Below are 14,536 nucleotides of genomic sequence, written 5' to 3'. Positions count from 1 at the left end.
CGATACATTCGGACGTTTTTTCGTTACTAGAAATTATATTTATCAATATTATCCTTTGTAAATACGACTCGTTCTGGTAGTACGATAATTCCGTTCCCTTCTGCCTCATAGTCATATCCTTGAATGGAGTTTGGCTCTACTTTTACTTTTCCAATTCCTTTTACTTCGAAGCTATCCCCCACTTTTAACTTCTTCCCTTTTACAACAATTTCATTTGCTACATACGTTGCGAGTGCACCTTGTTGTTTGACATCCCATAAACCAAATTGCGCTACTGTTCCTCGTTTTACGTAATCACGCATCACGTTTGGTGTAGAGAAGCCAGTTACGACTACTTTTTTATCCATTTTTAAATTTTCAGCTGCTTGTGCCATTGCTGGAAGTGCCGTTGCATCCGGGCAAATGACTGCATTAATATCTGGATACGTTTTTAAAATATTCTCCCCTACCGACAAAGACTTTTGTGCATTATTTTCACCGTACTGCGTCGTTACAATTTCCCAGTTCGGATATTTCTTTTTAATAATTTCTTTCGCTTTCGTTACCCATTGGTTTTGATCCGTTACTGTTGGACTAGAGTAAAAGAAGGCTACTTTTCCTTTATCTCCAATTTGCTTAGAAGTCATTTCAATTAATAAGTTAGCAAGTTGATCCGGTGTTCCTTGGCTTATATAAAAGGAACGGTCTTTCGGATTGACATCAGAATCCCATGTCAACACCGTCATGCCTTTTTTCTTAGCACGTTGCAATGATTGCGATAGACCATCTACTGACGTAGAAGAGACCATAAGTGCATCATAGTTTTGGTTAATGAAATTGTTTATATATTTTACTTGACCAGAAACACTCGCTTCAGATGGTCCATCGTATTTCACTTGTACGCCTAACTTATCTCCCATCTCTTTTGCTCCTTCACCCCCTGATGTAAAGAAGCCAACTCCAGTTAATTTTGGGATAAATGCAAATTTCACATCATCAGCTTTTTTCTTATCTGCGGTTTGACTAGAGCAAGCGATTAAACCGATTAAACAAATGCATACAATGAATACAATCCCTAATTTTCTCTTCATGACATTTCCCCCTTATGCAAGTTCTTTCTTTTCCGCGGTGTGAATTGATGTAATTTGAAATGCCTCATAATAACTGAAAGAATAAGAATAATACCAATAACTACATTAGATTGTTCATTTGTTATACCCGTCATTTGCAAACCATACTGCATGAGTCCTATAAAAATACTCGCAAGTACAGTACCGATAATACTTCCTTTTCCCCCTGTAATAAGTGTCCCGCCTAACACGACTGCTGTAATGATTGGTAATATTGTTTCACTTCCCATATCAGCACGTGCGGAACCGAAATAGGCAGTTAAGAAAGCGCCTCCTAATCCACCCCCTAATCCGGACAGTATGTAAGCGATGATGACTACTTTTTTTGTTTTAATCCCGGTGTATTTGGCTGCATTTTCGTTCGCACCTGTTAATTTTACGTGGCGCCCATATATGGTGCGATGAAACAATATCGTGCATAAAATCATTAATATAATTAGTAACCATAATAAATTCGGTATTCCTATAAAACTACCGTTTGCTAGTTGTACAAATGTGTCAGGTAAACCACTTATTCCTTCATACCCAGAAGCACCTGCCCCTCCTGAAATGACGAGTGCAATTCCTCCGTATAAAAACATCGTTCCGAGTGTAACGACGAGTGGTTCGACATCTGTCATTTTTATAATAAGTCCGTTTAAAGTGCCTGCTAGGCAACTAATTATTAGGGCTATTATGACAGCAAACAAAATAGGTATTCCGTTCAGCCAAAGTACACCGATTAAGATCGAAGTGAGACCCATTATGGAGCCGACCGATACATCAATTCCTCCTGTTACTATAACGAAAGTCATTGGTATCGCCGCAATTGCGATAAATAGGAAATCATTTGTACTAAAAAGGAGATTACTAATATTTAAGAAATCACTATTTATAAAACTAAAGAGAATGAATTCTAAAAGAAGTAATACGATTAGAACACCTTCCCATCTGTATACATACTTCATAGATTCATCCTCCTTTCTGCCTTCCACTTTTTCATAACGCTATCTAATATGACGATTAGTAATAATAAGAAACCTGAAATAGCATTATTCCAAAATGCTGGTATTTTTAAAAAGACGAGTGAACTGCTTATCGCCTCTAAAAATATCGCTCCTAATGCAGCTCCAACTATAGAACCCGTTCCTCCTTTTAAATGAACTCCTCCTAGTACAGCAGCTGCGATCACCTGTAGTTCTATCCCAGTTCCTGTTTGATTTGGAACGAATCCGATATTCATAACAAATATGCAACCAGCGAGCGCAGCACTTATGCCTGAAATTATAAACGCGTATATCTTCACTTTATTAACAGGTATACCAATAAGTCTCGCGCCATCTTCATTATCACCTACCGCATAAAAGTATCTTCCAAATGGCACTTTCCTTAAAAAGAAGTATAGTAGTAGTAAAATAATAAGAACAACCCATACAATGATCGGCAAACCAAGTATGACAATCGATGACAGTTGCTTAAAATCGTTTGGTATATCTTCAATCCATTTTCCACCTGTAAAGATTAACATCGCACCTCTAATGACCCCTAACATACCTAATGTCATAATAATGGCCGGTATCCGAAACTTCGCAACACCAATTCCATTTATAAAACCGAGAATAGCGCCAAGTAAAATAGCAGCAAGTATAGACAAAGATGCATGATATCCATCCGTTAACAACATTCCGCTAACTGCTGCACTTAACCCCATGCTTGAACCAACTGATACATCTATATTTTTCGTAAATAAGACGAACGATTGGCCAATTGCTAGCATGACTAAAATAACGCTTGATTTTATCAGTAAAGATAACGAGTTAAATTGAATAAAACTAGGGTTTATTATTCCTACAATAGCTATATAAATTAGTAGTAACAGTATGATAGATGTTTCATGCATTTTTAACATGCGTTTCATTCCGCTACACCTCCGTGTGCAAGGCGTGTAACTTCATTCACACTTAGTTGTTCTTTTTCCATATGAGAAACAAATCGCCCATTTCGCATTACATATACACGGTTTACTAATTGCACAATTTCTTCAACATCGGAAGAGATTAATAATATTGCGAGTCCTTCCCTTTTCATTTTTTCTATCGTCTCATACACTTCAAGCCTTGCCTTCGCATCAATTCCACGAGTCGGTTCATCAAGAATAATAATTTTAGGATTACATGCGAGATACTTCGCAAGCACGACCTTCTGCTGATTACCTCCTGATAAAGATGCCAGTTCTTCATTCATATTTTGTATAACAATTCGGAACTGTTCTATAAATGAATTAACTAAAGCGCTTTCTTTTTCTTGATTTATAAAAAAGCGATTATTTTGCTGTAAACTTGCTGCTGCAATATTTTCTTTAACAGAAGCAATTGAGAAGATTCCATTCCTCGCCCTATCCTCTGGCACATAAACCAGTCCCTCTTCTAGCCTTTTATGCAAAGAACACGCATCAATTGATTTTCCCTCTAATAAGATAGACCCTGATTTTATAGTTTTCAATCCAAATATCGCTTCTGCTAATTCAGTCCTGCCAGATCCTATAATGCCAGCAACACCTACAATCTCACCCGCATGTACAGTGAATGATATATTTTTGAATGCGTGGCTCGTTATATCGATCACTTCTAATATTTTTTTCGTCCTTGCTGTCTCTTGAACTACTTCTATTTTCTCTTTCTGTTTATACCCTTTTGGCAATAGCCCCTCCATCAGCATGTCATATGTATAGTCACATACGTCACCTTGGCTTACAATCATTCCATCACGTAGTATTGCTACTTTGTTGGCAATTTCAAAGATTTCTGGAAAGCGATGCGTAATATAAATCATCCCAATTCCTTTTTCTTGTAAACTTTTCATCAACACAAAAAGACTCTTAATTTCGTGAGTTGTTAATGTCGATGTTGGCTCATCTAAAATAAGAATCTCAGCTTCTCGTATTAATCCTCTAACAATTTCTACTAACTGTTGTTGCGCAATCGATAATGATCCTCCTAGTTCATTAAGGTCAATATCCCACCCTAGACTTTTAATCAATTGCTCAATCTGTACTCTTAATTTCTTTTTCTTTTCTGTTAACCCGATACAGATATTTTCTTCAATAGTCATATGCGGAAAAATGAGCGGTTCTTGCGGTATTAAATAAATACCTTTTCGGTGTGCTTCTGACGGATTTGAAAACTGTTGCTTCGTTCCTTTTACATACATTTCTCCATCATCATACGAATATAACCCCGTTAATATTTTCATTAATGTTGATTTCCCGGCGCCATTTCCCCCAACTAAAGCGTATATATCTCCGCGCTCTACTTGTAAGTTCACTTCTTTTAATACAAGTTGATTTGAAAACGCCTTACTCATTTTATTTACTTGTAATAAAGGTATGTTCTCCACTTGATGTCACCTGCCTTTATCCAGAACATTTTTTGAGAAAATGATTATTTGTTCTACTTGTTTTGTAGCATTGTATATTCCTTTTTTCATATCTAGAACACTTTTTTCTACATACTATTTATCGTTTCAACTGGAATAAACAAAATATATGGCACATATGTTTAAGCAGTGGTCAATTGTTGAAAGGGATGAAGAGTATGACTCAGCTGAACTTTGAAGAGAATTTATTAACTAAAGTAGCTTGGTACTATTATAAAGACCAATTAACACAACAGGAGATCGCTTCACTTCTTCATATTTCAAGAAATAAAGTCGTCCGGTTATTAGATAAGGCGCGAAGTGAAGGTATCGTTACATTTCACGTAAAAGGGACTGGTTTACACTGTTTAAGTATTGAGCGTGACTTAATGAAGAAATTCCACTTAAAAGATGCTTTTATTATCCCGACCCCAGTAAACAATTATCACGCTTCTCTCGGAAAAGCTGCTGCACAATATTTAGAAACTCATCTCCAGCAAGGCGATTTACTCGGTATCGGATGGGGAGAAACAATTAGCAAAATGCTAGAAAACATTCATTTTGAGACTTCTATTAATCTTTCAATCGTAACGTTAACAGGCGGAGTAAATCACTATCTCTCGAGAAAACAAAACTATTTACACTACATGCAGGGCGATCTTCACATTATCCCTACGCCGTTTCTAGCATCTACAACCGAAATGGCACAAAGTATTCTATCAGAACCGAGTGTAAAAGATATGCTTCATGTCGCTTCACTTGCACATACAGCAGTTGTCGGTATTGGAGGATTATCTCAAGACGCTACGATTGTAAAGGAAGAAAAATTAACACTACGTGAAATGACGTATATTCGTAGCCAAAACGGTGCTGGCGATATTTTAGGACAGTTTTACAATACGAATGGTGATTTATTAAAGCTCCCACATCATAATCGACTAATCGGTACGCCGCTCTCGTTTCTGCGCAAAATGAAACATGTTGTTGGTGTTGCTGGAGGTACAGAAAAGATAGACGCAATTTATGGTGCCTTAAAAGGAAAGTTTATTCATACATTAATTACCGATGAGGAAACGGCCCTCTCCTTATTACGAAAGGATGGTGATTGTTAATGTCTCATTTATTAGCTTTTGATGCTGGTACAGGAAGCATTCGAGCTGTTCTTTTTGATTTACTAGGTAATCAAATTGCTGTCAGTCAAAAAGAATGGGTTCATAATACAGATCCTCGTTACCCAGGTTCTATGAATTTTGATGTAATAGAAAACTGGAAGCTAGTACAACAATGCACGAAAGAAGTTTTACAAAGGAGCAATATCTCGCCCTCTTCCATTCAAGCTATTAGCGCTACTAGTATGCGAGAAGGTTTTGTTTTATATGATAAAGATGGGCAAGAAATATGGGCTTGTGCAAATGTTGATGGGCGCGCGTCCGCTGAAGTTAGTGAGCTAAAAGAAATACGGTCACATCTTGAAAAAGATTTATATACAAAGTCTGGTCAAACTTTTTCATTAGGTGCTTTACCCCGCCTACTTTGGATTAAAAAACATGAACCAGAAGTCTATAGCAATATTCATTCTTTTACGATGTTAAACGATTGGATTTTATATAAATTAAGCGGCGTACTACAAATCGATCCTTCAAACGGATGTACGTCCGGTATTTTTGACTTACAAAATAGAGTGTGGGATAACGATGTCGCTAAGGAGTGCGGTTTAACATTGCCATTTTCACCAACAGTAAATGAAGCTGGTACAGTAATTGGCAACGTCACAAAAGAGTGTGCAGCATTAACTGGATTACGTGAAGGAATTCCTGTCGTCGCCGGGGGCGGAGATGCTCAAATGGCATCGCTCGGAACTGGAGTCGTGAAACCGAATCAAACATTAATATGCGGAGGTAGTTTTTGGCAACAAGAAGTGAATGTTACTGAGCCAATAACAGATCCACATGCTGCGATTCGTATAAATTGTCACGTCGTACCTAATCTATGGCAATACGAAACGATTGCTTTTTTCCCAGGCCTCGTTATGCGCTGGTTTCGAGACGCTTTTTGCCAAGAGGAAAAGAAACTTGCTGACAAACTCGGTGTAGATGCTTATGAATTACTAGAAGAACAAGCGAAAGACGTACCTGTCGGTTCACATGGCATTATCCCTACTTTTTCAAACGTTATGAACTACATTTCTTGGCGTCATGCCGCACCTTCTTTTTTAAATTTAAGTTTAGATGCTGACAAATGCGGAAAAAAAGAACTGTTCCGTGCTATTGAAGAAAATGCAGCCTTCGTTACACTTGGAAACTTAAAATTAATAGAAAATCTCACAGGGGCATTCCCTTCTGAAGTCGTTTTTGCTGGGGGTGCCGCTAAAGGAAAACTATGGCCACAAATTCTATCAGACGTCCTTGGTATTCCTGTAAAAGTACCTGTTGTAAAAGAAGCAGCTGCTTTAGGAACTGCAATTGCTGCTGGAGTTGGCGCTGGCATATATGCATCTATGGAAGAAACTGCCGAAGAGTTTGTACAGTGGGAGCAAACATTCGAACCAGTTACTGAAAATCACGAACTATATAAAGAGTTCTATGAAACATGGAAAACTGTGTATGACAGTCAGCTCGCTTTAGCTGATAAAGGGCTCACTTCACATATGTGGATTGCGCCTGGTGCACTGTAACAGATTACATAAAGTGAAACTTTAATCAGTGGGGGTTTTTGTTCCTCCCCCACTGATTATTAGCTGAACCAATCAGGCTTTTACGGGCAGTTGATCTCCACCTACCTTCTTTGCTCCAGACAAATTTTGAGATGGGAGTTTTACTGCCCGTTAATACGGGATAAAGGAGTGAAATGTATGTTAAAAGCGAATGAAAATGATTTCTCTTATCGCTTCGGTGATAATGGGCCGAAATATTTAATACAAGGGCCGAATATTGATTTAGGCCTTGTTGTCATTCAGCCTGGGCAAGAGTTTCAAAACCATTATCATACAACGTGCGAAGAGGTCTTCTATGCATTAGAAGGTGAAATAGATTTCTATGTAAATAACGAAAGAGTTCCAATTAAACAAGGGGATGTCCTGCAAGTTCGCCCACATGAATCTCACTATCTTATTAACCATTCTGACAAACCTTTTAAAGCAGTTTTTATTAAGTCACCACATTTACCAAGTAAAGATACGGTACAAACGGAAAATCCAACATTAACGAAGGAGTGATTTCGAATGACTTGGGGATTTAAAAATCGATTAAATACAATTTTACCTGATGGCAGAGCGGTTATGTTAGCGATAGATCACGGCTACTTTTTAGGACCAATTCATGGGCTTGAACAGCCACTTGAAACAGTTAAAAACTTACTTCCTTATACGGATTCTCTCTTTTTGACGCGTGGTGTACTTAGCTCCTGCATTCCTGAAAACTGCAGTACACCGATGGTTATGCGTGTATCTGGCGGGGCTACTGTCGTCGGTAAAGATTTAGCGAATGAGACAATTGTTACACCTGTAAAAGAAGCAGTAAAACAAAACGCGATTGGCGTAGGTGTGTCTGTTTTCGTCGGGTCCGACTATGAGACACAAACGGTTACGAATCTCGCAAACGTAGTTTCAGAAGCTCACGATTATGGTCTGCCAGTACTCGGCATTACCGCCGTTGCGAAAGAACTACAAAAACGTGAAGCTCGCTTTCTAGCACTTGCTTCCCGTGTATGTGTTGAAATGGGTGCTGACATTATTAAAACGTATTACTGCGAAGGGTTCGAAAAAATTACGAGCACATGCCCTGCCCCAGTCGTAATTGCTGGTGGGCCAAAACTGGATTCAATTGAAGACGCATTAAACATTACGTACAATGCACTACAAGAAGGGGCAATCGGCGTAGATATGGGCCGAAACATATGGCAATCTGAACATCCAGCTGCGATGATTCAAGCGATACATGGTATTGTGAAAAATGGATTGAATGTGAAAGAGGCACTCCAATTATACGAAGATGTAAAAAATTAAAACAAACGAGCAAACTATTGCATTTAAAAGAAAAGCCCATATGTTAGATTACTGAGGAATCTAACATATGGGCTTTCTTTTACATTTTTCATTATTTTGAATTTAACCTACAGATCGCGAACATTCCAAACAATCTCACCGCGTTCACCATAAGTACTGTGATGCCGATGAAACCCTAACTTTTCTAATACCCGAAAAAACGCAGTATTCCAAGCGCCTACAGTAGACCAAAGTCTATGGCGCCCCGTAGCAATCGCAGCTTCCAGCACTGCTGATGCTGCCTCTGTCGCATAACCTTTGCGATGAGCACTTTTGAACAATTCGTATGCAATCTCCGGCTCTTCAAGCGTAGAACGACCGATGATTAAGCCACAGTATCCGATGAAATCGCCTTCGTCTCGTCTACGAATTGTGAGAAGAGAAATACCATTTTCAGTTGCATTCTTGCGCATTTCGATAAGAGAGCTACGAACAGATTCAATGGTTGGCATTTCCACTCCACGTTCACCAATTAGTTTTCTAAGCCAGACTGCATCGGATTCCTCCCACATATTTAGGTCGAGTCGTTCCGTTTTTAGCTGGAACGCCATATCTTTAAATACATCTGTCATAGTGGTAACCTCCTATTTATATCACTGTACTACTTATAATCGTTTCGTACTGTACCATATGGGAAACATGCTTGGTTCTCTAGATTTTCTTGCATTAAGATTGAATTTTAATTAACGAACTATGCAACCAATGAGAAATACCCTTCATTTTGTCGCTAGAAACTCGATAGTTTTCAAATTCATATGTAGCTATTTCCTTTAACTTTTTTAACTCACCGCTTTTATCAAACAAAGTTTTCCCTTCTAGAAATGAGTATAGTTCCATCGGATTGTTTTTAAAGTTTATTTGAATTTGATTAAAATCTGCACTCTTATATTCAACTAAAATATCTTCTCTCATTTCAGAATGAAATTTCTTCTTTTGTCCTTCTTGTAAAAGAATATAAAAATCTAAATCCGAATCAGGATATGCGTCACCTCTTGCGACAGATCCAATTAGCATGAATCCATTTACCTTTTCCGTACACAAGGTTTCCGCTACTATTGTTTGCACTAATTTTTTATGTTGTTCATGTTTAAATATTTGTGCTTCTAACATTTGTAACCTCCACACACATTATTAAGGAGTTATTCGTTACCTATATATTTTACTTCTCTTATATCTTTCATCTTCTACATACTTATTCAACAATTGTCAGTTCATATACAATTACATCTTCACTGCTTTTTGTTTTATCTTGAATCGTTACAATATCTCCAGTTTTTATTTTCGAAGCGTTCACTACTTTTACCATCTCTGGCGGAACATATCCTCCATTGTTCTCTTTATTTAGTGGAAACCACTTTACTGATTTAATAGTTGCTTCTAAAATTTTATATTTAATTGTACCATCATATTTTATTTCACCAACAAGATCTTTTACTAATGTAGGTGTATATTTACCCTCTTCTTTTTCCAAAGAGATATGATCACCTATATCTAGGATACCGTTTCTTTTAGGCGCCTTCCATTTTGTTGAGTTTAAATCATTTAAACTTACTTTCACACTGTCTTCTTTATTTGAGCTAGCATCTTTTAGAAATATATCATTATGTTTCTTATCAATAATGATATACTCCTTCTGCTCTATTATTTTTGCACTGCTTTCACGTTTTTCTTCCTCATTCTTAAATACTTCTTTTTTCACATTATTACTACACGCTGACAATAATATCGTTGCCAAAGATGTCATTAGTAATATTCTTTTCACTTCATTTACCTCCATTTACAAATAAACATTTATCACATCCATATTTTACTATAAATCAAAAAAAGAGGATATTTGTTTATTAATAAACAAATATCCTCCACCTTTACTTATATATTACGACTGTTGATAAGCCGCTTTCGATGATTTCACATAATAAACTGAGTGATCAACGTTAATGATATGATCTGGTTTTGGCTTACCCCGACTCGCTCTATGACCTGCTAAATGTTCTTCACTTGTTTCCCAGTTTTTCCACGCTTCTTCAGATTCCCAGCGGATCATAACGACAACTTCTTCGTCGCCGCGTCTTACTTTTTTCACAAGAACACTTAAATCGATAAATCCTTCAAATTTTTCAATAATTCCTTCTCCAGTGAAACGTTCTACAACTATATTTGATGTACCTTCTTTTACTGTAAATGTTTTCGTTTCAATAAACATATAATCCACTCCCTCTTTTTATTACGAATACTAGTATTCTTCTATTATAATTGATTATGATAATTATTTTCAATTAAAAAGTTATAATTATTTGAATTATGCTGTTTTCTCTTCAACTGTCTCATCTAAAAATTTGAAATACGGAAGTAATATTCCTATTAAAGAAGTAACACATATAATCGTACCGATAATAAAGTATAGTGCTCTTATTCCCAACATTTCACTTAGTATGCCTCCTAATAAAACACCTAACGGCATAGCGGATCGTATGAAAAATAATCGTACTGAAAAAACTTGTCCTATCATCTTATTCGGGACTGACTGTTGGCATATTGTCGTGTTATGAACATTGAAAAATGAAATACAAATGCCTGCTATTACTTCAATTATTATCGCTATAACGATACTATGATTAAACCCTAAAGAAATGTATGTGAGTCCTCCTATAAACAATCCTCCAAGCATAAGTATACGTCGGCTTTTATATGTTACTTTACCAACTAATATAGATCCAACTACATAGCCAAGCGGGAATCCGGCCATAAAATAACCAAATTCCGCATATCCCCCTGACAGCTCGTCTTTTATATAAGGAAGATTTGTAACCATCGTTACCCCAACTCCAAATTGCACGAAAGTAAGAAAGACACCGAGCCAAACGATGATTGGTTTTGTAAAAAAATATGTAAAACCGTGAAGAAACTGTCCAAGCCACGTTTTCCGAATAGGTTGCGACGTTCTATTTTCTTTTATATAAAGTAAGAAAGTGCCACTAACAAATAAACAAATGCATACGAAAGATAATGTAAGTTCTGTTCCAATGAAATGAATGACTACTCCACCTAATACTGGCGCAAGAAACATCATAAGTCGAGTCATTCCATCAATGTACGCATTCGCATCTTGAAGTTGTTCTTTCCTTACAATGCTTGGTGTAATGGCTTGACTTGCAGGTGTATAAAGTGGTGTAATAAGTCCCACTACAATTTGAACAACATAAATGTGCCAAACTTCTATACTACCCGAAACTAACATCACCAAAGGTAATAAGAATACGGACGCTCGTATCCATTGTGAAAAAATCATAATCCACTTCCGGCTCCATTTATCAATAAATGGGCCGCTGATTAATTGCAGTATGAGTGATGGGATGAAATATAATAACCACATACTACTTAAAGCCATTTCCGATCCTGTTAACTCATATACTAGAATTGAATTACATAACGTTCCGAAACCCCCGCCTAATTCTGAAATTGCACTACCAATCCACATAAAAAAGAACGAACGATTTTTCAATAAATTTTTCAATTTCATACACCAACTTTTCTTTTATATTCCTCCCTTTATGTACATTCTCGTTGTTAATTATCTATTCAAAAACATATCTAATTCCTTCGCTAAAGACTGTACTGCTTTCTTCCTTAATACATATTTCCCATCATGTATATCCACTAACTTCGCTGCACGTAACAATTTCAAATGGTGGTGTACAGTCGATTTACCAAGTTGCAGTCTTTCTGTAATTTCCTGCAATGTTCGTTCTTTTTCGAACAACATTTTTACAATACGTAACCTCGCTTCATCTCCAAGAGCTTTATGTTTTTGAACTAAAAAATAATTCGGTTCATATGGATCTTCAGGATGAATACTTTCGTTTGCAACTGGATAATGGAATACTTTCGTATCTTCAATATCGGCCTCAATATTCCACGGTCTGTACGTCATTTGCGGAATAAGAAGTACGTGATGAACACTTGGCTCTGGCATGTAGTTCACGCCACCAGTGGCCCACTCGACGAACTCTTCTGGTTTCATCCGTTTATTCATTTCATTCTTTGCTTCATAATCTCGTTTTAATATAGAACGTATTTCTTCTTCCTCTTTCTGAATAACGCTCTCATACCAACCTGTCATTACAGCGATTAAATGAGGTTTCAGCACTTGTACATCAACATTACATATAAAACGAATATATGTAGAGAAAAACTGATGACCTTGTGTCAGCTCCTCTAGTTCATATATTGCAGTTACATTTCCACTTGCTGCTAAATGTCTTTTCTCTTCATACTTCTCCCCTAAAAACGGTAAACATATATATTTCAAATCTACTTCTGAAAGCGAATCGATTTTACCATGAAACTGTGCTAAGTCCTGAAAATCCTCTTCATACAACAACTGAAGCAATGCTTTCCACGTATTATGTTCTTCGACAAATTGTAAGTGCTCTCTCATTTCTTCTGTTAATGATTTCTTAATTTCTTCCCATTCATTTTGACTCTTTTCAAGAGTATCAATTAACCTCTTATGAGTAATTGCTGCAATGCCAAGTGCACATTCGAAAAGTATCGAATATTTCACTCGAACGTTATAAGTTTCCCTCTTTCTACTCGTTATGTGATAGACCTCCATTTTTATCCCCTCCTTGTTTGCTATATATTAAATTCTATTTTTATCGAATTTATCCTTCTATATTTTTAGAATTAATAAATTTCACTTTGAAATACATTCATTCTAAATTAAAAAGAATAGGAGCTTTTTTATATACAAATAATAATCTTCAAGGAGTTGTTGAGATGCATTTCTTATTGAATATGTTAGGGGTTTTCGTTGTCATATTAATCGTTTTCTTATGTTCGCCTAATAAAAAACATATAAAATGGAGACCGATTGTAATTCTCATCATATTGGAGCTTTTTATTACGTGGTTTATGTTAGGCACAAAGCTAGGCAGTATTATTATTAATCAAATAGCGTCATTTTTTAGTTGGCTACTGGCATGTGCGAATGAAGGAATTCGATTTGCATTTCCTTCATCTATGGACAGTCCACACATTGATTTCTTCTTTAGTGCATTACTTCCTATCATCTTTGTTATTACTTTTTTCGATATTCTATCTTATTTTGGAATCTTAACTTGGATTATTGATAAAGTAGGTGCAGTTATTTCAAAGATTTCTCGTTTGCCAAAGTTAGAAAGCTTCTTTTCGATTCAAATGATGTTTTTAGGAAACACCGAAGCACTTGCGGTTGTTCGTGATCAATTATCTGTTTTAAAAGAAAATCGATTATTAACTTTTGGGATTATGAGTATGAGTAGCGTTAGCGGATCCATTCTTGGCGCTTATTTATCAATGGTTCCAGCAACTTATATTTTCAGCGCAATCCCATTAAACTGTATTAACGCCTTAATTTTAGCCAATGTATTAAATCCTGTGGAAGTTTCGAAAGAAGAAGACGTTGTTTACACACCTTCCAAACATGAAAAAAAGGATTTCTTTTCTACTATTTCCAACAGTATGTTAGTCGGGATGAATATGGTTATCGTTATTTTAGCTATGGTAATTGGATATGTAGCTTTAACAGCATGTTTAAATGGGATTTTAGGATTTTTTGTAACAGGTTTAACAATTCAAAAAATCTTCTCCATTATCTTTAGTCCTTTCGCTTTTTTACTCGGTTTATCGGGCAGCGATGCTATGTATGTAGCTGAACTAATGGGGATCAAAATAACGACGAATGAATTTGTTGCAATGATGGATTTAAAATCAAACTTAAAGTCGTTACAACCGCATACAGTTGCGGTTGCAACGACATTTCTAGCTTCTTTTGCTAACTTTAGTACAGTAGGTATGATTTACGGAACTTACAATTCATTATTTGGCGGAGAAAAATCATCAGTCATCGGTAAAAATGTTTGGAAGCTTCTTGTGAGCGGAATGGCTGTTTCCTTATTAAGCGCTATGCTCGTTGGGCTTTTTGTATGGTAAATAATTTTAAAAATAAAAG

General features: G+C 36.5%; 14 protein-coding genes and 1 pseudogene. 5 read left to right on the top strand and 10 right to left on the bottom strand.

The genetic code is table 11. From position 1 onward, the window contains the following. Positions 1–26 precede the first annotated feature (26 nt). From lsrB to ACTFRS_RS03525, 4 genes are read right to left on the bottom strand one after another with little or no spacing between them, the layout of a single operon-like run. On the bottom strand, positions 27–1,070 hold the full coding sequence (gene lsrB, locus ACTFRS_RS03540) for an autoinducer 2 ABC transporter substrate-binding protein LsrB (RefSeq protein ID WP_000823633.1): 1,044 nt from the start codon (positions 1,068–1,070) through the stop codon (positions 27–29). After that, the gene (locus ACTFRS_RS03535) at positions 1,067–2,056 is read right to left on the bottom strand and encodes an ABC transporter permease subunit (RefSeq protein ID WP_431085191.1); all 990 of its coding nucleotides are present in this window, start codon (positions 2,054–2,056) and stop codon (positions 1,067–1,069) included. Before ACTFRS_RS03535 ends, lsrB begins: the two co-directional genes overlap by 4 nt. Beyond that, entirely contained in the window at positions 2,053–3,006 is a 954-nt protein-coding gene (locus ACTFRS_RS03530; protein ID WP_431085192.1) for an ABC transporter permease subunit, read from the bottom strand. Before ACTFRS_RS03530 ends, ACTFRS_RS03535 begins: the two co-directional genes overlap by 4 nt. Continuing rightward, on the bottom strand, positions 3,003–4,484 hold the full coding sequence (locus ACTFRS_RS03525; RefSeq protein WP_242293247.1) for a sugar ABC transporter ATP-binding protein: 1,482 nt from the start codon (positions 4,482–4,484) through the stop codon (positions 3,003–3,005). Before ACTFRS_RS03525 ends, ACTFRS_RS03530 begins: the two co-directional genes overlap by 4 nt. Positions 4,485–4,681: 197 nt before the next feature. Between ACTFRS_RS03525 and ACTFRS_RS03520 the strand changes: the two genes are divergently transcribed. The 4 genes from ACTFRS_RS03520 to lsrF all read left to right on the top strand — a co-directional run bounded on the left by ACTFRS_RS03520 (position 4,682) and on the right by lsrF (position 8,505). Continuing rightward, positions 4,682–5,614 (top strand): sugar-binding transcriptional regulator, encoded by a 933-nt coding sequence (locus ACTFRS_RS03520; RefSeq protein ID WP_431085193.1) that lies wholly within the window; start codon positions 4,682–4,684, stop codon positions 5,612–5,614. Then, positions 5,614–7,176 carry an autoinducer-2 kinase gene (lsrK, locus tag ACTFRS_RS03515; RefSeq protein ID WP_431085194.1) on the top strand — a complete coding sequence of 521 codons (1,563 nt, stop codon included), beginning with the start codon at positions 5,614–5,616 and terminating at the stop codon, positions 7,174–7,176. The genes ACTFRS_RS03520 and lsrK overlap by 1 nt, the downstream gene beginning before the upstream one ends. Before the next feature lie 177 nt (positions 7,177–7,353). After that, the gene (locus tag ACTFRS_RS03510; RefSeq protein WP_000909987.1) at positions 7,354–7,716 is read left to right on the top strand and encodes a cupin domain-containing protein; all 363 of its coding nucleotides are present in this window, start codon (positions 7,354–7,356) and stop codon (positions 7,714–7,716) included. 6 nt (positions 7,717–7,722) lie between these two features. After that, a complete protein-coding gene (lsrF, locus tag ACTFRS_RS03505; protein ID WP_070806325.1) occupies positions 7,723–8,505 on the top strand; it encodes a 3-hydroxy-5-phosphonooxypentane-2,4-dione thiolase in 783 nt (260 codons plus the stop codon). Positions 8,506–8,612: 107 nt separating this feature from the next. On the opposite strand, the gene ACTFRS_RS03500 is transcribed toward lsrF, so the two are convergent. From ACTFRS_RS03500 to ACTFRS_RS03475, 6 genes and pseudogenes are all read right to left on the bottom strand, one after another. Further along, positions 8,613–9,116 (bottom strand): GNAT family N-acetyltransferase, encoded by a 504-nt coding sequence (locus ACTFRS_RS03500; RefSeq protein WP_440024242.1) that lies wholly within the window; start codon positions 9,114–9,116, stop codon positions 8,613–8,615. Positions 9,117–9,213: 97 nt separating this feature from the next. Further along, a pseudogene (locus ACTFRS_RS03495) lies at positions 9,214–9,654 on the bottom strand (nucleotidyltransferase domain-containing protein); the annotation flags it as partial. Between the two features lie 82 nt (positions 9,655–9,736). Beyond that, positions 9,737–10,321, bottom strand: coding sequence for a hypothetical protein (locus tag ACTFRS_RS03490; protein ID WP_431085197.1), 585 nt, complete (start codon positions 10,319–10,321; stop codon positions 9,737–9,739). Positions 10,322–10,420: 99 nt separating this feature from the next. After that, a complete protein-coding gene (gene hmoA / locus ACTFRS_RS03485; RefSeq protein WP_139865944.1) occupies positions 10,421–10,747 on the bottom strand; it encodes a heme-degrading monooxygenase HmoA in 327 nt (108 codons plus the stop codon). A gap of 96 nt (positions 10,748–10,843) precedes the next feature. Next, positions 10,844–12,064: an MFS transporter gene (locus tag ACTFRS_RS03480; protein ID WP_431085198.1), complete on the bottom strand. Its 1,221-nt coding sequence runs from the start codon at positions 12,062–12,064 to the stop codon at positions 10,844–10,846. Positions 12,065–12,115: 51 nt separating this feature from the next. After that, complete coding sequence (locus ACTFRS_RS03475) at positions 12,116–13,159, bottom strand: ArsR/SmtB family transcription factor (RefSeq protein WP_431085199.1); 1,044 nt, start codon at positions 13,157–13,159, stop codon at positions 12,116–12,118. A 164-nt stretch (positions 13,160–13,323) separates the two neighbouring features. On the opposite strand from ACTFRS_RS03475, the gene ACTFRS_RS03470 reads away from it, so the two are divergent. Then, positions 13,324–14,517 (top strand): NupC/NupG family nucleoside CNT transporter, encoded by a 1,194-nt coding sequence (locus tag ACTFRS_RS03470; RefSeq protein WP_139865947.1) that lies wholly within the window; start codon positions 13,324–13,326, stop codon positions 14,515–14,517. The last annotated feature ends 19 nt before the right edge of the window (positions 14,518–14,536 follow it).

This window comes from Bacillus cereus group sp. MYBK139-1, from assembly GCF_051916915.1.
GTDB classification, from domain to species: Bacteria; Bacillota; Bacilli; order Bacillales; family Bacillaceae_G; genus Bacillus_A; species Bacillus_A pacificus.
This window is presented reverse-complemented; position numbering and strand designations above follow the sequence as displayed.